Source organism: Sphingopyxis sp., assembly GCF_965279755.1.
In the GTDB taxonomy this organism is placed as follows: Bacteria; Pseudomonadota; Alphaproteobacteria; order Sphingomonadales; family Sphingomonadaceae; genus Sphingopyxis.
In genome coordinates this window covers 2,140,617-2,157,678 of sequence record NZ_OZ257261.1, presented here as the reverse complement: position 1 = coordinate 2,157,678, position 17,062 = coordinate 2,140,617, and the positions used below count along the sequence as shown (strand labels likewise).

Sequence of the window (17,062 nt, the reverse complement as noted above, 5' to 3'; positions counted from 1 at the left end):
ATGCGGCGCCACCAATATAGGGTGCCGCTTTCAGGAAACCAGTATGACCGCCCATAACGAAGGCCCGATCACCATCCATCCGGTCAGGAACAAGGCCGACACGCGCGAGTTCGTCGAGCTGGCGTACCGGCTCAATCGCGGCGATCCGGCATGGGTGCCGCCGCTGAAGGGTGAGGTGTTCGACCTGCTGACGCCGGGCAAGAATCCGTGGTTCGAGCACGGCAAGGCGCAATATTTTCTCGCGCGAAGGGGCGGCCGCACGGCAGGGCGCATTTCGGCGCATATCGACTTCCTCGCGCTCGAACAGCCCGCGTCGCAGGGCATGGGTCCGGGCACCGGAAACTGGGGCCTGCTCGAGGCCGAGGATGCCGACACCGCGCACGCGCTGATCGCCGCGGCCGAGGACTGGCTGCGCGGTCAGGGGATGAACCGCGCGCTCGGTCCGCTGTCGATTTCGGTCTGGGACGAACCCGGCCTGCTGGTCGACGGTTTTGAACGACCGCCGACGATCATGCTCGGCCACAACAGCCCGCTCTACCAAGGGTGGATCGAGGCCGAAGGCTATCGCCCGGTCAAGAAGCTGCACAATTATTCGGTCGAAATCCTGAACGGCTTCCCGCCGATCGTGAACCGCATCGTCGCCGCGGGCGAGAAGAACGCGCGCATCCGCATCCGCCGCGTCGACAAGTCGAAATTCGATGCCGAAGCGACGCTGATCATGGGCATCCTCAACGATGCCTGGTCGGATAATTGGGGTTTCGTCCCGCTGACCGACAGCGAAATCGCGCATGTCGGCAAGAAGCTGAAGGACATCGTCTACGAGGATCTGATCCGTGTCGCCGAAGTCGATGGCGAAGCGGTCGCTTTCATGATCGTGCTGCCGAACATCAACGAACGGCTGATCGACATGGAGGGATCGCTGTTCCCCTTCAACTGGGCGAAGCTGCTCTGGTGGCTGAGGAAGCCGCGCAGCAAGCGGCTGCGCGTGCCGCTGATGGGCGTCGTCAAGAAATTGCAGAACAGCCGTATGGCGAGCACGCTCGCCTTCATGATGATCGAATATATCCGCCGCGACGGCGTCACGATCTATGGCGCCGAAGAGGGCGACATCGGCTGGGTGCTCGACGACAATCAGGGCATGAACGCGGTTGCCGAGGTGCTGAACGCGACGGTCAACCGGACGTATCTGCTCTACGACAAAAAGCTCTGAAAAGCGGGACAGCTTTGCGACAAATGCGGTCGATCATGCGTTTCTGAACCGGAAAGGCATGGACATGGCACCGCAATATCTCGCCGCCAACCGCTTCGGCCTCGGTCGCCGCTGGGACGATCCCGTGGTCGCCGACCCCAAGGCCTGGTTGACGCGCCAGCTCGGCGATTATGAGCCCGCGCCGCCGGCCTTTGCGGCGCTCGCCGGGCGCGAGGCGATCGCGGCGGCCTATATTGCCTATCGCGAGGACAAGCAGGCGATGCGAAAGGAAGACGCATCGATGAGCGAGGACGAGAAAGCGATGCCCGCCGAGCTTCGCAAGTTATCGCGCTCCGAAATTCGGCGTCATTATGTCGAGGCGGCAGGCGCGCGGCTCGCCAACGCGGTCGCGACGCCGACCCCCTTCCCCGAGCGGCTCACCCATTTCTGGGCAAATCATTTCGCGGTGTCGGCGGACAAGCTGACGACAATCGGCTTTACGGGCAATTATGAATTTGAAGCGATCCGCCCGAATATTATGGGGAAATTTTCCGATCTGCTGATCGCGGCGGTACGCCATCCGGCGATGCTGCTCTACCTCGACCAGGCCCAGAGCTTCGGCCCCGACAGCCCCATCGCCGAACGCGCGCGCAACAGGCAGAAAAAGGCGAAACTCGGACTCAACGAAAACCTCGGCCGCGAGATCATGGAGCTACACACGCTCGGCGTACGCACGGGTTATACGCAGGCAGATGTCACGTCCTTCGCAAAGGCCCTCACCGGGCTCACCGTTGCCGGACTCGGCGGGGGCCCAGGACAGCGGCTGATGCCCGGAGGCGCGCGGCCCGGCGACACGGTGTTCATCCAGCCGCTCCACGAACCCGGCGCGCAGACGATCCTCGGCAAACGCTATGACCAGCCTGGCGCGAAGCAGGCGGAGGCGGTGCTGCGCGACCTTGCCACCCATCCCGCCACCGCGACGCACATAGCGACGAAGCTCGCCCGCCATTTCAGCGGCGACACGCCGCCACCCGCGCTCGTCGAGCGACTCGCGGCCGATTTCCGCAAGACCGGCGGCGACCTGCACTCGCTCTATCATACGCTGATCGCGTCGCCCGAGCCGTGGGCCGATGGGCGGGCGATGTTCAAATCGCCGTGGGATTGGATGGTCTCGACGATGCGCGCGCTGAAGGTTCCGGCGCTTGGGGATAAACAGAATATTCCCGCGCTCTTTAGCCAGCTCGGCCAGCCGGTGTGGCGGCCGGGCTCCCCCGCCGGGTACGACGACCTCGTCGCGACCTGGGCGGGGTCGGCGGCGCTGATGCAGCGCGTCGAACTCGCAAGCCGCATCGCGGGACGGATCGGCGACCTGGCCGATGCCCGAAAGCTGGCGCCGCTCGTCCTCGCCGACGCGCTGACCCCCGACACCGCGCAGGCGATCGCGCGCGCGGACAGTCCTGGGCAGGGACTTGCAATGTTGCTCGCAAGCCCGGCCTTCCTGCGGAGATAGAATGATGACCCTCTCGCGCCGTTCGATCATCCTGTCGGGCATCACCGTCGCCGCGGCCGCTGCGCTGCCGCGCTTCGCTTACGCCGCAGCCGGTACGCCCAAACGTCTCGTCTTCGTGATTCAGCGCGGCGCCGCCGACGGGCTGGCGGCGGTCGCGCCGACGGGCGACCCTGGCTTTGCCGATGCACGCCGCGCGCTCGCCGACGAGAGCGCAGGCGGCGCGAAGCTCGACGCCATGTTCACCCTGCATCCGGCGCTGGCGACGGGCGCGACATTGTTCGGCGCGAAGCAGGCGCATTTCGCCCACGCGGTCGCGACCGCCTATCGCGATCGATCCCATTTCGACGGACAGAATGTCCTCGAGGGGGGTGGTTCGCGCCCCTATGAGCGCGATGACGGCTGGGTCGGACGGTTGCTGACGCTGCTGCCCGCCGCCGAGCGCGATGCGATCGCGATCGCGCCTGCGGTGCCGCTGGCGTTGCGGGGCAGCCTCCCGGTCGGCACCTATGCGCCGAGCCGCCTGCCGCAGGCCGACTCCGACCTGATCGCACGGCTGACCGCGCTTTACGCCGACGACGCGCTGCTTCGCCCGTTGTGGGACAGCGCGGTCAAGACGCAGGAGCTGGCGAGCGATATCGGCGGCAACAACGGCCGCAACGGCGCCGACCTCGGCAAGCTGGCCGCATCGCTGATGCTCCCCGCCGACGGCGCGCGGGTGATGATGGTCGAAACGGGCGGCTGGGATACCCACAGCGGCCAGCGGGGCCGGCTGACCGCGCAGCTTCGCGGGCTCGACCAGCTTGTCGGCGCGCTGCAAGCTGGCCTCGGCCCGGCCTGGACCGACACGCTCGTCATCGTCGCCACCGAATTCGGTCGTACGGTCGAGGTCAATGGCACCGGCGGCACCGACCATGGTACGGCATCGACCGCGATGTTCTTCGGCGGCGGGCTGGAACAGGGCGGCAAGGTGTCGGCAGACTGGCCGGGGCTCACCGTCGCAGCGCGCCAGGACGGGCGCGATCTGAAGCCGACGCGCAGCCTGGAAAGCGTGATCGCGGACGCGGTGGCGCATCATTATGCGCTCGATCCGGCGCGGGTGAAGAAAACGCTGTACCCCGACGTTTGAGGGTCAGGCAAAGACCGCCCAGGTCGGCGCGTGATCGCTTGCCTTCTCACGGCCGCGATGATCCTTGTCGACGCCCGCATCGACCAGCCGGTCGGCCATCGCGGGACTGAGCAGCAGATGGTCGATGCGGAAGCCATGGTCGCGCTGCCAGCCGCCCGCCTGATAATCCCAGAAGGTCCACACCCCGCCCGCCGGATGGCGGCTGCGCACGGCGTCGGTCCAGCCGTCGCCGAGAAGGCGGAACCACGCATCGCGCGATTCGGGCTGCATCAGCGCGTCGTTCGCCATCGAGCCGCGCGGATCCCACACATCGTCGTCGTGCGGGATGACATTATAGTCGCCGGTCAGGATCGTCGGGATTTCGGACGCGAGCAAATCCTTCGCCCGCTCGCGCAACCGTGCCATCCAGCGCAGCTTGTAATCGAATTTCGGCCCCGGATGCGGATTGCCATTGGGAAGATAGATGCAGCCGACGCGCACGCCGCACACATCGGCCTCCAGATAGCGCGACTGCTCATCCTCGGCTTCGCCGGCAAGGCCGCGCTGGATTTCGACGGGCTGGGCGTCCTTGGCGAGGATCGCGACGCCGTTGAAGCCCTTTTGCCCGTGATAGAGGAAGCCATAGCCCGCCGCCTCGATTTCCTTGGTCGGCATCGTTTCGTCGCTCGATTTCAGTTCCTGCAGGCAGGCGACATCGGGCTGCGTTTCCTCGAGCCATTCGACGAGGCGCGGCAGCCGCGCCTTGATCCCGTTGATATTGAAGGTCGCGATTTTCATGGGCTCGCTATGCCAGCAAGCGCGCCGCTGTGAAAGGCGTCAGATCGAGAAGCTGGACCCGCAACCGCAGCCCGAGGCGGCGTTGGGATTTTCGACCTTGAACGACGATCCGCCAAGCGAATCGACGAAATCGACGACGCAGCCGCGCACCAGATCGATGCTGATCGGGTCGACCACGAGCTTCACGCCGTCGGTCTCGGTCACGATGTCGTCGGCGTCGATGCTTTCGGCGAGCCCGAAGCGATAGGTGAAGCCCGAGCAGCCACCGCCATCGACCGCGAGGCGGAGCGCCGCCTCACCCTCGCCCTTGCGATCGGCGATCCAGCGGACGCGCGCCGCGGCGGCGGACGAAAGGGTGATATCGGAAAGCTGCGTGGCCATGCGCGCAAGATAGGGTGGGCCAGCTCAAATGAAAAGGGCGCCCCGGCCGTTTAACCGTGGGGCGCCCCTCCTCTCCGACCCAGAGAAACCTGTTACTCGGGACCACCCATGGCGAGATTCTCGCCAGTCAGCGCTGCGATGGCCATCGAGTCCGAACGAACGAACGGCATCGGATTGACCGGCGCGCCCTCGATACGGACTTCATAATGAAGGTGGTTGCCAGTCGAACGGCCGGTCGAGCCGACATAACCGATGATGTCGCCCTTGCGCACCGACTGGCCGGGACGGACGATGTACGACGACATATGGCCGTAGCGGGTCTCGATCTCGTTGCCATGCTCGATCTCGACATAATTGCCGTAACCGCCAAGGCGCTGCGCGCGGCCGACGATGCCGTCGGCGGTCGCATAGATGGGGGTGCCATAGGGGGCAGGAATATCAACGCCATTGTGGCGCGCGAGCTTGCCGGTGACCGGATGGACGCGCATGCCATAGGAGGAGGACAACGACATCTGCTCGATCGGACGACGCGACGGCACCGAAACGCCGATGTTCGCAGCCAGACCAGTGTCGAGACGCTTCCACGCCTGGAAGATCGCGCGTGCTTCCTGATTTTCGGTCGGCGCGGTTACGCCAGCCGGGAAATTGTCCTGATCGGGTTCGTCGGGAACCGTGATGCTGGCGTCATTGCTGCCGGCTTCCGCCGCGTGAACCGCCGGAGCGGTGATCGCGGTTAGCGCGCTCGCGCAGAAAATGAGACCAAAATGAAACTTTTGCGCCAGAGAAGCGTATCGCACGTATCGACCCCGCAGTCCTTGTCGCCAGTGCCCTTTTTTGGGGGCCGCTGGTGCCGGATGTTTGTTTCGGTTGGGAATATTCCCTGCCCGCGAGTGTTGATGACGGCCCAGACCTTACCAAGCAATAACAGCGTAGAAGTCTTGCGTTAAACCGGCTTCATGGCGCGCCGAGTCGTTGAACGGAGGCCTTAGCGAGCCCCGGAATCGCGATTTTACGAGGCTTTGCCACGTTTCGACGGCGTTGAATCCCAGTTCATCGCACTTTTGGTTAAACCAGACTGTGCCGGCGGTCACATGACGGATTTCATCGTTGAAAATGCGCGACAAAATCTTTGCGGATGCCTCGTCTCCGGCGGCCCGAAAGCGTTCGATCATTGCCGGCGTCACGTCGAGACCGCGCGCTTCGAGGACCATCGGAACGATCGCGAGCCGCGCCAGCGCGTCGTCGCTCGTCGCCTCGGCCGACTCCCACAATCCGGCGTGCGCGGGCAAGTCGCCGTAGAAGCTGCCAAGCTGGCGGAGACGCCGGTCGAGCAGCGCGAAATGCATCGCCTCGTCGGCTGCGACGCCGATCCAGTCGTCGACGAAGCGGCGGGGAAATTCGCCGCCGAAGCGTCCGACGAGATCGACGGCCAGATCGATGGCGACGAACTCGATATGCGCGAGCGCGTGGATCATCGCGATCCGCCCGCGCGCCGAACCACCCTTGCGGCGCGCGGGCATCCGGCCGGGCGGCAGCAATTGAGGCTTCGTCGGCCAGGCAGGCCGTTCGGGCATCGCCACGTCGCAGCGATGCGCGAGATCGCCGCGCAGCCACGCCCGGGCGAGAGTGCGCGCCGCGCGGCGCTTCTCTTGCGGGTCCGGCGTCAGCAGAACCGCGCGCGCGGCTTCACCCAGCGTTTGCATTACAGGGCCTTTGCGGCCTCCAGCACGGCCTCGGCATGGCCCTTCACGCGGACCTTGCGCCATTCTTTCGCGAGCCTGCCGTCGCGGCCGAAAAGGAAGGTCGACCGTTCGATCCCCATATAGGTGCGTCCATAGTTCTGTTTTTCGACCCATGTGCCGAAGGCTTCGCACACCGCGCCATCCTCGTCCGAGGCAAGGCGGACGGTCAGGCCATATTTGTCGCGAAACTTGCAGAGCTTTGCCGGCGCGTCACGCGAAACGGCAAGCACCTGCGCGTGCAGATGCGCGAAGTCGGGCGCGAGGCGCGTAAAGTCCTGCGCCTCGACCGTGCAGCCCGGCGTATCGGCCCTGGGATAGAAATAGACGATAAGCGGCGCGACCTTCATCGCGGCAAGATCGATCGTCGCGCCGTCGGCGTCGAGCAGCTTCACAGCGGGAATCGCGTCCCCGATAGCAAGCGTCATGGCTTTGTCTCCTGCTGCGGCGGGCGAATCGAGGCCCACCAGTTGGCGATCTCCTGCCGCGCCGAATCGTGCGCGGCAAGCAGTTGCGGCCAGCCGGGTTCGCCGCACGCACTCGCGACCAGTTGACGCGCGGCGGGCGTCGCGGGTTCCCCCTCGGGCGCTGTGAGGCGAAGCATGACGAGCATCCGGCCGAGCAGACCGTGGGCCTCGCACACCTCGGCCGGCGCCAGCCCCTCGATGCGCAGGCAGGCGAGCGCCGAACCGATATTGGGATCGTGGCAGCGACCGGTCGCAAGCTGCGTCACCTGCATCGCGAATTCCAGATCGACGAGCCCGCCGGGACCGCCCTTGATGTCGAGCAGACCCTGTGGTGGCTTGTGCGCGGCGATCTTGTCGCGCATCTCGGCAGCGTCCTTTGCCACGCTATCGCGGTCGCGCGGTGCGGCGAGCAGCTCGTCGATGATGCGATGCACCTCCGCCTTGGCATGATCCGACCCATAGACCGGGCGCGCGCGGAGCAGCGCCATATGTTCCCACGTCCAGGCCTCCTCGCGCTGATAGCGTTCGAAGCTGTCGAGCGTGACGACGAGCGGGCCCTGCGCCCCTTGCGGCCGCAGCCGGGTGTCGACGTCGTAAAGCTTGCCCGCCGCCGTCGGTACGGACATCGCCGCGGTCACGCGCTGCGCGAGGCGGTTATAATAGGTCGTCGCACCAAGCGGCCGCGGCCCGTCGGATTCGGCGAGATGATCGCCGGTGAAGAGATAGATGAGATCGAGGTCCGATGCATGGGTCAGCGCCCTGCCCCCGAGCCGGCCAAGCGCAATGACGACGAGTTCGCTACTCTCGATCCGGCCGTGCGCCGCCACGAACTCGGCGACGGTCGCGTCGGCGAGCACCTGAAGCGCCGCCTCGGCAAGCTCGGAATAGCCGCAGGCGATCATCATCGGATCGGTCGCCCCGGCGATGAGCTGGACGCCATAGGCAAAGCGTCGCTCGCCGACGCGGTCACGGACGCGGTCGAGCAGCCGTTCATAGTCGAGACCCGATAGTCCCGACGCCCATTCGGACATCAGTTCATTCTTCGTGGCCGGCGCCTCGAACGCGCGCTTGTCGATCAGCCCCTCGATGAGCTCGACCCGGGCGCCGAGCGCGTCGGCCAGCGTCGGGGCGAGCGAAAGAATGCGCGTCGCGATCTTCGCCAGTTCGGGCTGCGCGGCGAGCAGATGGAAGAAATTGATCGCGCTCGGCAGCCCGCCGACGAGCTTGTCGAAGCGGATCAGCGTCGCCTGCGGATCAGCCGCAGCCCCGATCGCCTTCATCAATTCGGGCAGCACGGTTTCGAGCGCGTCGAGCGCCGCGGGACTGCGTAGCGCGCGCAGCTTCCCGCCGCGCCATTCGGCGATCGTACGGAGCGCCGCGTCAGGCGGCTCGAACCCCATCGCCATCAGCGCGCCGGCAAGCTCATTCTCTTCGCGCGGCAGACCCGTCGTCGTTGCACGCTCGACGACGAGCTGGTCGTAACAGGCCGCGACATCATTGGTGACGGGTTCGAGCGCCGCGAGCAGCGCCGCGCCATCGGCATGACCGTCGAGACGCGCGACGGCATCGAGCGCGGCCGCCTGTGTCGGCAAACAATGCGTCTGCTGGTCCTCGATCATCTGCAGCCGATGCTCGATCCGCCGGAGCGTCGCATAATGGCCGGTCAGCCGCGCAGCGAGGTCGGGATCGACGCGGCCCGCCTTCGCCAGCGCCGCGAGCGCATCCACGGTCGCCGGCACGCGGAGCGACAGATCGCGGCCGCCGTAGATGAGCTGGTGCACCTGCGCGAAAAATTCGATCTCGCGGATCCCGCCGCGTCCGCGCTTCAGATCATAGCCGGGGCCGAACGCCTGACCTTGCGAGAAATGGTCGCGGATCCGGTCGCTCATCGCGCCGATTTCCTTGAGTTGCCGGAAATCGAGGCTGCGGCGCCAAATGAACGGCTGGATCGCCGAGAGGAAGTTTTCGCCCAATGCGCGGTCGCCAGCCGACGCGCGCGAGCGGATGAAGGCCGCCTGCTCCCATGCCAACGCCTCGGACTCATAATAGGAGATCGCGGCGCTTTCGGGCAGCACGATCGGCGTCACCTCGGGATGCGGGCGGAGGCGGAGGTCGACGCGCAGCACATGGCCGTCAGCAGTTCGCGCCGACAATATCTCGACCATCCGGCGCGCGATCCGCACGGCCGCCTCATCGGGATCGTCGCGCGAACGGCGCGGCAAGATCTCTGGATCGAAGATCAGAATCGGGTCGATGTCGGACGAATAGTTGAGTTCGTGGCTGCCGAGCTTGCCGAGCGCGATCACCGACAGGCCGCGCGCTTCCTCGTCCGGAACGCGTTCGGCGAAGGCAGCCGCGAGCGCCGCGTCACACGCCTGGTCGGCAAAGACCGAGAGCAGCCGCGTCGTGGTCGCCACATCATGTTCGCCCGACAGATCGCCGAGCGCCAGCAGCAGTGCCATCCGTCCACGCCACTGACGCAATGCCCGCATGATGTCGTCATCCACAGGCGGCGGCGCCACTTTTGCCAGTGCGGCGTCGGTCCCCTGTGCCAGAAAGCGCGCGACGTCGTCCGGATTAATCTCGGCAAGCCGCGCGAGAAAGGGCGCATTGGCCGTGAGGCGGTCGAGCGCGGACTGGCGCGCGGAAGCATCCGTAACAGTCATCGCCCGCCGCTATCGCCCGCGCGGACGCGGGTGGCAAGCGCCTCAGGCCGGGACCGTGCTTTCGTCGAAGAACAGCACCTGAGAGATCGCCGCGCGCAGCGTCGCAGGCTGATAGGGCTTGGTCAGCAGGAAGGCCGGTTCGGGCCGGTCGCCGGTCAGCAGCCTTTCGGGGAAAGCCGTGATGAAGATGACGGGCACGCTCATGCTACCAAGAATCTCCTGCACCGCCTCGATCCCCGAACTGTTGTCGGCAAGCTGGATGTCGGCGAGGACGAGGCCGGGCAGGTGCTTCTGCGCCTCCGCCACGGCTTCGGTGTGGGTTGTGGCAACCGCAACGACGTCGTGACCGAGTTCGCGCACAATCATCTCGATATCCATCGCGATAATTGGTTCATCCTCGATGATCAGGATGCGCGCGCGGGTCTGACGGTCGATCTCGTCCATCGCTTCGGCGATAAGCGCATCGACCGCTGCAGCGTCGCGGCCGATGATTCGCCCCGCTTCCTCGGCGCCAAAACCCTCGACCGCAGTCAGCAGTAGCGCCTGACGCGCGAGCGAGGGAATGCGGCGAAGACGTGCGTCGGCGACCGCGATCTCGGCGGCAACGGTTTCGCCGGCCGCAGCGCCCTGATCGGCCATCAGGCCGAAATTGTCGTGGACCATGCGATAGAGCTGGATGCGAAGATCGCTGCCGGTGTCGATCGCGTCGGGATGCGCGACCAGCGTTTGGAGCAGCCGCGCGACGAGCGCATCACCGCTTTGCTGGCTTCCCGAAATCGCGCGGCCGTAACGCCGGAGATACGGAAGATGCGGCGCGATCGCCTGACCCAAAGACATAGAGAACCCTCCTGAAGCCGCAAGAAGCGGCGGATTTGCGGGCTGGGCAGCAATATATGCGCCATCGCCCGACATAATTTCACCCCTTGGGAACGATCTAGCCGTAAAATAGTTTCATAGGGAAGTAACTAAGGCGCATTGCGCTTTGGTTTCCGCGCGGTTAGCAAAAGAGCCCATGTCGAGCCAATGGCAATATGATGTCGTCTGAACCCGGTATGCCGCCCAAAAAGCCGTCCGGAAAAGACGCCGAAAAGAAACTCCCTGGCAAAGGCCAGGAGATTAACGTGGCGCTCCGCCGCGCCTATGATTCTGCGGTCGACGAGACGATTCCGCAGTCGCTCCTCGACCTGCTCAGCAAGCTCGACTGATCACTTCCTGTAGCGGGCGGCGAAGTCCGACTGGAACGCCGAAAACGCCCCCGCCGCGATCGCATCGCGCATCCGCTGCATCAGCGACTGATAGAAATGCAGATTATGCTGCGTCATCAGCATCGCGCCGAGCATTTCGCCGGCGCGAACGAGATGGTGGAGATAGGCGCGCGACCAGGTCGTACAGACCGGGCAATCGCACGACGCGTCGAGCGGCCCCATATCTTCGGCATGTTTCGCGTTGCGAATGTTGACCGGGCCTTCCCAGGTGAAGGCCTGGCCATTGCGGCCCGAGCGCGTCGGCAGGACGCAGTCGAACATATCGACCCCGCGCGCGACCGCGCCGACGAGATCGTCGGGCTTGCCCACCCCCATCAGGTAGCGCGGCTTGTCGGCGGGAAGCTGACCCGGCGCATAATCGAGCACGCCAAACATCGCCTCCTGCCCTTCGCCCACCGCAAGGCCGCCGATCGCATAGCCATCGAAACCTATTTCCGTCAGCGCTCCGGCCGAGCGGGCGCGCAGCGTCTCGTCCAGCGATCCCTGCTGAATGCCGAACAGCGCCGAGCGCGACGCGTGCTCTTCGCCCGCATCGAACCCTGCGCGGCTGCGGGCCGCCCAACGCATCGAGCGCTCCATGCTCGCGGCGGCGCGCTTTGCATCGACGCCATTGGGCGGGCATTCGTCGAACGCCATGACGATGTCGCTGCCGAGCAAGCGCTGGATTTCCATCGAGCGTTCGGGAGTCAGCATGTGGCGCGAGCCGTCGAGGTGGCTCCGGAACGAGACGCCGTCTTCGCTCTGCTTGGTCAGCGCCGACAGGCTCATGACCTGATAGCCGCCGCTGTCGGTGAGGATAGGCCGATCCCATCCCATGAAATTATGCAGACCGCCGAGCCGCGCCATGCGCTCGGCACCGGGACGGAGCATCAGATGATAGGTGTTGCCGAGAATGATGTCGGCGCCCGTCGCACGGACTTCCACCGGCCGCATCGCCTTCACCGTCGCCGCGGTGCCGACGGGCATGAAAGCGGGGGTGCGGATCTCGCCGCGCCGCATGCGGATCACGCCGGTGCGCGCGGCGCCGTCGGTCGCGGCGACCTGAAAAGCGAATCTGTCGGTCATGGCGCGCGCCTATGGCCCCGCGCGCGCCAAAAGTCGAGCCGAGCGGCCTAAGCCCGCTCCTCCTCGCTCGACGGCTCTTCCTCGGCCGCCTTCGCCTTTTCCTTCGGCTTTTCCTTTTCGAAGATCTTGATGAGTTCGCGCTTCTTGGCGTCCGACAGACCCTTTTCGGCGGTCGGGAACATCTCTTCCTCTTCCTCGTCGATATGGTGGAGATAGCGCTCCTTCATCGTGCGGAAGCGCGTGAGCCAGCCCGTCGAGGAAAAATCCATCTCGAAAAGCTCGGTCAGAAAATCCTCGATCTCCTTGTGCTCGGCGACGCTGTGCTGCGCTTCGTCGCGCAGGTCGGGGTTGGCGAGCATTGTCGCATAGAGCGACATTTCCTCCGACGCGGCGTGCGCGGTCACCTCGACGCGGAACATTTCGAACAGCGTCCGGCGATCGTCGCTGTCGCCCTGCGTCTTGTCGATACGGTCGAGCAGTTCGCGATGCCGGTCGTGATCGGCCTTCAGTCGTGCAAAGATCTTCGTTTCGGTCATATCCGCCTCCATTGCTGACAGAGAAACGGATCATGCGCGGTGCGGGTTCCCTGTCAGGCCGCCTTCCAGTCATTCGTCGTCGTAAAGGCGGGAAGCGCCAGTTGGGACGACGCCTGCTGGCTGGCCGCGGCGATCAGATAGGGCGAGACGCGGTGGCGCGTGCACAGCCCGCCATTGCCGTCGCTGACCAGCGATTGCTCGAACTCGACACCCTGTTGATGCTTCATCGAGCGGCGGACGGTGGAGGTTGCGAGTTGCCCTTCGCCGAAATCGATCACGAACTGGGTGCCGACGGGCACATCGAGCATCCCCTCGATAAAGGCGCCCGTCGCCGAGAGGTTGCGGATGACGACATTGTAGCGATGGTTGCCGTGGATCGCCCCGACCTTGCGGAACATCTGGAAACGGTCGTTGCGCTGGCGCGCCGGACCGGACGGCTTGATCGTCCACGATCCCGCCTCGCTATGCTCGAGCAGCTCGTCGCCCGACACCGGCTGGCTGTAGATATAACCCTGCACATGGCTGACATTGAGTTTGCGGATCAGGTCGAGCTGATCGTGCGATTCGATCCCCTCGGCGGTCGTTTCCATGTCGAGCGCCTCGGCGAGCGCGACGATCGCGGCAATGATGGCGGCGTTGCGCGATCCCTTCACCGTCGCACCGCGCACGAAGCTCTGATCGATCTTGATCTTGTCGAACGGCGCCGACTGCAGATAGCCGAGCGAGGAATAGCCGGTCCCGAAATCGTCGAGCGCGAGCCGGATGCCGAGCCCCTTTAGCGCCTTGAACATCCGCGCCGTCTCGTTCGAATCGCCGAGGAATACGCTTTCGGTAATCTCGAGTTCGAGCCGGTCGGCCGGCAGGCCCGCTGCGGCGAGCGCGCTCGCCACGACTTTCGGCAGATCGTCGTTGGCGAACTGCATCGGCGAAACATTGACCGCAACACGTAGTTCGCCGGGCCAGCGCATGGCCTCCTGGCATGCCTTGCGGAGCACCCATTCGCCGAGCGGCCAGATGAGATTGGCTTCCTCGGCAATCGGGATGAACAGCGCCGGCGAAATGACGCCGCGGTCGGGATGCGTCCAGCGGATCAGGGCCTCGACGCCGGTCACCATGTTGGTCTTGGCATTGACGACCGGCTGATAGGTCAGATCCATCTCGCCGCGCACGAGCGCATCGCGCAGATCCTCCTCCAGCTTGCGACGATCTTCGGCCACCTGATGCAGATCGCTCGAATAGAAGGAGAAGCGCCCGCGACCGTTGCCCTTCGCCGCATAGAGCGCAAGATCGGCGTTGCGGACAAGATCGTCGCTCGTCTGGCCGTCGAAGGGAGCGATTGCGACGCCGACCGACGCGCCGATGATGCAGCGGCTGCCCTCGACCGAATAGGGCTGCGACAGGCTGGCAATGATATCCGCCGCCATGTCGCCGAGCTTGCCGCGATCCTCGACGTCGGGAAGGATGATCTGGAACTCGTCTCCGCCGAGACGGCTGACCATTTCCTTGTCGCCAACGATCTTGAGCAGGCGTTCGGCGACCTGTTTGAGCAGCGCGTCGCCGGCAGGGTGACCGAGGGTGTCGTTGACTTGCTTGAAGCGGTCGAGGTCGAGCAGCATGATCGCGCAGCTACGCTGCTGCTGCGCGAAGGCAGCGAGTGTCGTGTCGAGCTTCTTCGAAATGCTGAAGCGATTCGCGAGGCCGGTCAGCGAATCGTAGAGCGCAAGGCGCGAGGCATCTTCTGCGGAGCGGCGCTGCGCGGTGATGTCGGCGCCGCTGCCGCGATAGCCCGCGAAATTGCCCGCGCTGTCGAAATGCGGTCGCCCCGATATCGCCCACCAGCGGTCATCGCCCTCGAACGCGCTGCGCAGTGGCAGCTCGTCGAACTTCGATTGCCTGGTGAACAGGAAGGGCAGGGTCCGCTGGCGTTCGCCATGGCTGTCGACGGGCAGAAACAACTCGGTGAAATTCGTGCCGACAAGTTCGCCGCCGGTGCGCCCCATCAGCTGCGCGACCGCATCGGTGATATAGGTCAGGCGCCCTTTTGCATCGGTCGACCAGAACCAGCCACGACGACTTTCCTCGAAATTGCGGAGCAGCAACAGCGCCTCGCGGGTGTCGAGATTGGCCAGCAGCGCGGCGTCGCTGCGCGGCCGCGCCTTGCGCGCGCCGAGCTTGCCGAAAAATCCGCGCGTGCCCTCGCTGGCCGCGCTGTCCCGGTCGCTGTCATCGATGCCCGACGGCATGTCCATTAACTAAGCCTTGCCCACCCCTTAAGTCAGGGGTCCGCAATGCCCGCAATGCCTTGCGATATTGTAAATTTTCCCCGCTTCGCACAGCAAGTTGTGCCATTCAGGGAAGCAGCAGGCTCGCATCACCATAGCTGTAGAAGCGATAGCCCTCCGCGATCGCGTGGGCGTAGGCCGCCTGCATCGTCTCCAATCCCATCAGCGCGCTGACCAGCATGAACAACGTCGAGCGCGGCAAGTGGAAGTTGGTCATCAGCCCGTCGATCGCCTTGAAGCGATAGCCGGGCGTGATGAAGATCGCCGTATCCCCTTCAAAAGGGGCAATGATATTATCATCCCGGGCGGCGCTTTCGAGGAGGCGGAGGCTGGTGGTACCTACGGCGATGACGCGCCCGCCGTTCGCGCGGACGGCGTTGAGGCGATCGGCAGTCGCGGCGTCGATCCGGCCCCATTCGGCGTGCATGACGTGGTCTTCGGTGTCGTCGGCCTTCACCGGCAGGAAAGTGCCGGCACCAACGTGCAGGGTCAGGGTTTCGGTGACGATTCCGGCCGACGCCAGTGCCGCCAGCAATTCGGGCGTGAAGTGCAGGGCTGCGGTCGGCGCGGCGACCGCGCCGTCCTTGTCGGCGAACATCGTCTGATAATCGCTGCGGTCAGCCTCGTCGGTCGCGCGCTTGCCCGCGATATAGGGCGGCAGCGGCATCGTGCCCGCGCGTTCGAGCAGGACTTCGACCGGCTCTTCGCCGCCAAAGGCGAGGATGAAACTGCCATCGGGCAGGCGTTCTTCGGCCAGCGCCTCGACCCCCGCACCGAAATCGACCGTCTCGCCGACGCGCAGCCGTTTGGCATTGCGGACGAAGGCCTGCCAACGGCGGAGGTCGATACGCTTGTGGAGCGTCGCGCCGATCTTTGCCCCCGACGCGCCTTGCGCGCCGTCCTCTTCACGAGCGCCGCGCTTTCCTTCAAGTTGCGCGGGGATCACCCGCGTGTCGTTGAAGACGAGGCAATCGCCCGCGCGGAGCAGCGACGGCAGGTCGCGCACCCCCATATCGCGCATGGCCCCGCTTTCGACCACCAGCATCCGCGCCGCGTCGCGCGGACGCGCGGGACGAAGCGCGATACGCTCGGGCGGCAGATCGAAATCGAAGGCGTCGACGCGCATGGCAGAGTCTGCCCTTTTTTTGGAGCGCCTGCGTTCGCGCTTACGGCTTGATCGGCGCGCTGAGCTCGTCGACGCTGACCGCCGGCTTCGCGGCCGGCTGATCCTCGACCAGCGCCGAGGCAGGCGGCTGCGGCTTGTTGTCGGCGGCGACCGACATCTGGACGATGCGCGACATCACTGCCGGCGGCTCGCCCTTATGCACCGCATCGACATATTGCATGCCCGAGATAACACGGCCGAAAGCCGTATAACGGTGATCGAGGCTGAAGCGCGGCTGCAGCATGATGAAGAACTGGCTGTTCGCGCTGTCGGGATTCTCGGCGCGCGCCATCGACAGCGTCCCGCGCAGGTGCGGCGTGTCGTTGAATTCGGCCTTGAGGTCGGGGAGCTGCGAACCGCCCTGCCCGGTCGCCGTCGGATCGCCCGTCTGCGCCATGAAGCCGTCGATCACGCGGTGGAACTTGACCCCGTTGTAGAAGCCCGCACGCGTGAGTTGCTTCAGCCGCTCGACGTGACCCGGCGCGACATTGGGATAGAGCTGGATCACCACGCGTCCGCCCGTCGAAAGGTCCAGGTTGAGCATATATTCGGGGTTGTTGATGTACTGGTCGGGCGTCATCGCCGGAACGGCTGGCGCCACTTCGGCAGCCGGCGCAGCCGTATCGGCTGCGGGGGCGGGAGCCGGCGCGGGAGCCGGGGCAGGCATTTCAACCGGCGGCACGGTCTCGACCGGCGGCGACGCTTCGCTGCCCTGCGGCGCGGGCGCCGGCGGGGCGTCCTGCGCGGCCGCCGAGGCCGCGAGGCCGATCGCCATTGCCGTCAGAAGCAGGGGGCGGAAAGTGAGTGTCATGCTGGATCGGCCTCTTATTGAAATCTGAATTCGCGCCCCGCTTGGGGCGACCTAGCGGGAAAAAGCTGAACGCTCAATGATTG

General features: G+C 65.4%; 16 protein-coding genes. 4 read left to right on the top strand and 12 right to left on the bottom strand.

Annotation, left to right across the window (positions count from 1 at the left end):
- The first annotated feature begins 43 nt into the window (after positions 1 to 43).
- The 3 genes from ACQY80_RS10645 to ACQY80_RS10635 all read left to right on the top strand — a co-directional run bounded on the left by ACQY80_RS10645 (position 44) and on the right by ACQY80_RS10635 (position 3,825).
- Positions 44 to 1,210, top strand: coding sequence for an N-acetyltransferase (locus ACQY80_RS10645; RefSeq protein WP_428679126.1), 1,167 nt, complete (start codon positions 44 to 46; stop codon positions 1,208 to 1,210).
- 64 nt (positions 1,211 to 1,274) lie between these two features.
- On the top strand, positions 1,275 to 2,699 hold the full coding sequence (locus tag ACQY80_RS10640) for a DUF1800 domain-containing protein (RefSeq protein WP_428679123.1): 1,425 nt from the start codon (positions 1,275 to 1,277) through the stop codon (positions 2,697 to 2,699).
- Positions 2,700 to 2,703: 4 nt separating this feature from the next.
- Positions 2,704 to 3,825, top strand: a complete 1,122-nt coding sequence (locus ACQY80_RS10635; RefSeq protein ID WP_428685828.1) for a DUF1501 domain-containing protein — start codon at positions 2,704 to 2,706, stop codon at positions 3,823 to 3,825.
- Between the two features lie 3 nt (positions 3,826 to 3,828).
- Here ACQY80_RS10635 and xth read toward each other — a convergent pair whose 3' ends face one another.
- From xth to ACQY80_RS10600, 7 genes are all read right to left on the bottom strand, one after another.
- Positions 3,829 to 4,602 carry an exodeoxyribonuclease III gene (gene xth / locus ACQY80_RS10630; protein ID WP_428679120.1) on the bottom strand — a complete coding sequence of 258 codons (774 nt, stop codon included), beginning with the start codon at positions 4,600 to 4,602 and terminating at the stop codon, positions 3,829 to 3,831.
- 39 nt (positions 4,603 to 4,641) lie between these two features.
- Positions 4,642 to 4,983 (bottom strand): iron-sulfur cluster insertion protein ErpA, encoded by a 342-nt coding sequence (gene erpA, locus ACQY80_RS10625; RefSeq protein WP_428679117.1) that lies wholly within the window; start codon positions 4,981 to 4,983, stop codon positions 4,642 to 4,644.
- 92 nt (positions 4,984 to 5,075) lie between these two features.
- Positions 5,076 to 5,780, bottom strand: coding sequence for a M23 family metallopeptidase (locus ACQY80_RS10620; protein ID WP_428679114.1), 705 nt, complete (start codon positions 5,778 to 5,780; stop codon positions 5,076 to 5,078).
- A 114-nt stretch (positions 5,781 to 5,894) separates the two neighbouring features.
- Entirely contained in the window at positions 5,895 to 6,686 is a 792-nt protein-coding gene (locus ACQY80_RS10615; RefSeq protein ID WP_428679111.1) for a ferritin-like domain-containing protein, read from the bottom strand.
- Complete coding sequence (locus tag ACQY80_RS10610; RefSeq protein WP_428679109.1) at positions 6,686 to 7,150, bottom strand: peroxiredoxin; 465 nt, start codon at positions 7,148 to 7,150, stop codon at positions 6,686 to 6,688. Before ACQY80_RS10610 ends, ACQY80_RS10615 begins: the two co-directional genes overlap by 1 nt.
- On the bottom strand, positions 7,147 to 9,855 hold the full coding sequence (locus ACQY80_RS10605) for a bifunctional [glutamine synthetase] adenylyltransferase/[glutamine synthetase]-adenylyl-L-tyrosine phosphorylase (RefSeq protein ID WP_428679106.1): 2,709 nt from the start codon (positions 9,853 to 9,855) through the stop codon (positions 7,147 to 7,149). Before ACQY80_RS10605 ends, ACQY80_RS10610 begins: the two co-directional genes overlap by 4 nt.
- Positions 9,856 to 9,897: 42 nt before the next feature.
- On the bottom strand, positions 9,898 to 10,692 hold the full coding sequence (locus ACQY80_RS10600; protein WP_428679103.1) for a response regulator: 795 nt from the start codon (positions 10,690 to 10,692) through the stop codon (positions 9,898 to 9,900).
- A 197-nt stretch (positions 10,693 to 10,889) separates the two neighbouring features.
- Between ACQY80_RS10600 and ACQY80_RS10595 the strand changes: the two genes are divergently transcribed.
- Positions 10,890 to 11,060: a NepR family anti-sigma factor gene (locus ACQY80_RS10595; RefSeq protein WP_428679100.1), complete on the top strand. Its 171-nt coding sequence runs from the start codon at positions 10,890 to 10,892 to the stop codon at positions 11,058 to 11,060.
- On the opposite strand, the gene tgt is transcribed toward ACQY80_RS10595, so the two are convergent.
- From tgt to ACQY80_RS10570, 5 genes are all read right to left on the bottom strand, one after another.
- Positions 11,061 to 12,185: a tRNA guanosine(34) transglycosylase Tgt gene (gene tgt, locus ACQY80_RS10590; RefSeq protein WP_428679097.1), complete on the bottom strand. Its 1,125-nt coding sequence runs from the start codon at positions 12,183 to 12,185 to the stop codon at positions 11,061 to 11,063.
- A gap of 47 nt (positions 12,186 to 12,232) precedes the next feature.
- Positions 12,233 to 12,721: a hemerythrin domain-containing protein gene (locus tag ACQY80_RS10585; RefSeq protein ID WP_428679094.1), complete on the bottom strand. Its 489-nt coding sequence runs from the start codon at positions 12,719 to 12,721 to the stop codon at positions 12,233 to 12,235.
- A 53-nt stretch (positions 12,722 to 12,774) separates the two neighbouring features.
- The gene (locus ACQY80_RS10580; protein ID WP_428679091.1) at positions 12,775 to 14,970 is read right to left on the bottom strand and encodes a putative bifunctional diguanylate cyclase/phosphodiesterase; all 2,196 of its coding nucleotides are present in this window, start codon (positions 14,968 to 14,970) and stop codon (positions 12,775 to 12,777) included.
- Between the two features lie 100 nt (positions 14,971 to 15,070).
- Entirely contained in the window at positions 15,071 to 16,129 is a 1,059-nt protein-coding gene (gene queA, locus ACQY80_RS10575) for a tRNA preQ1(34) S-adenosylmethionine ribosyltransferase-isomerase QueA (protein ID WP_428679088.1), read from the bottom strand.
- A gap of 40 nt (positions 16,130 to 16,169) precedes the next feature.
- Positions 16,170 to 16,835, bottom strand: a complete 666-nt coding sequence (locus tag ACQY80_RS10570; protein WP_428685826.1) for a peptidylprolyl isomerase — start codon at positions 16,833 to 16,835, stop codon at positions 16,170 to 16,172.
- Positions 16,836 to 17,062: the final 227 nt, after the last annotated feature.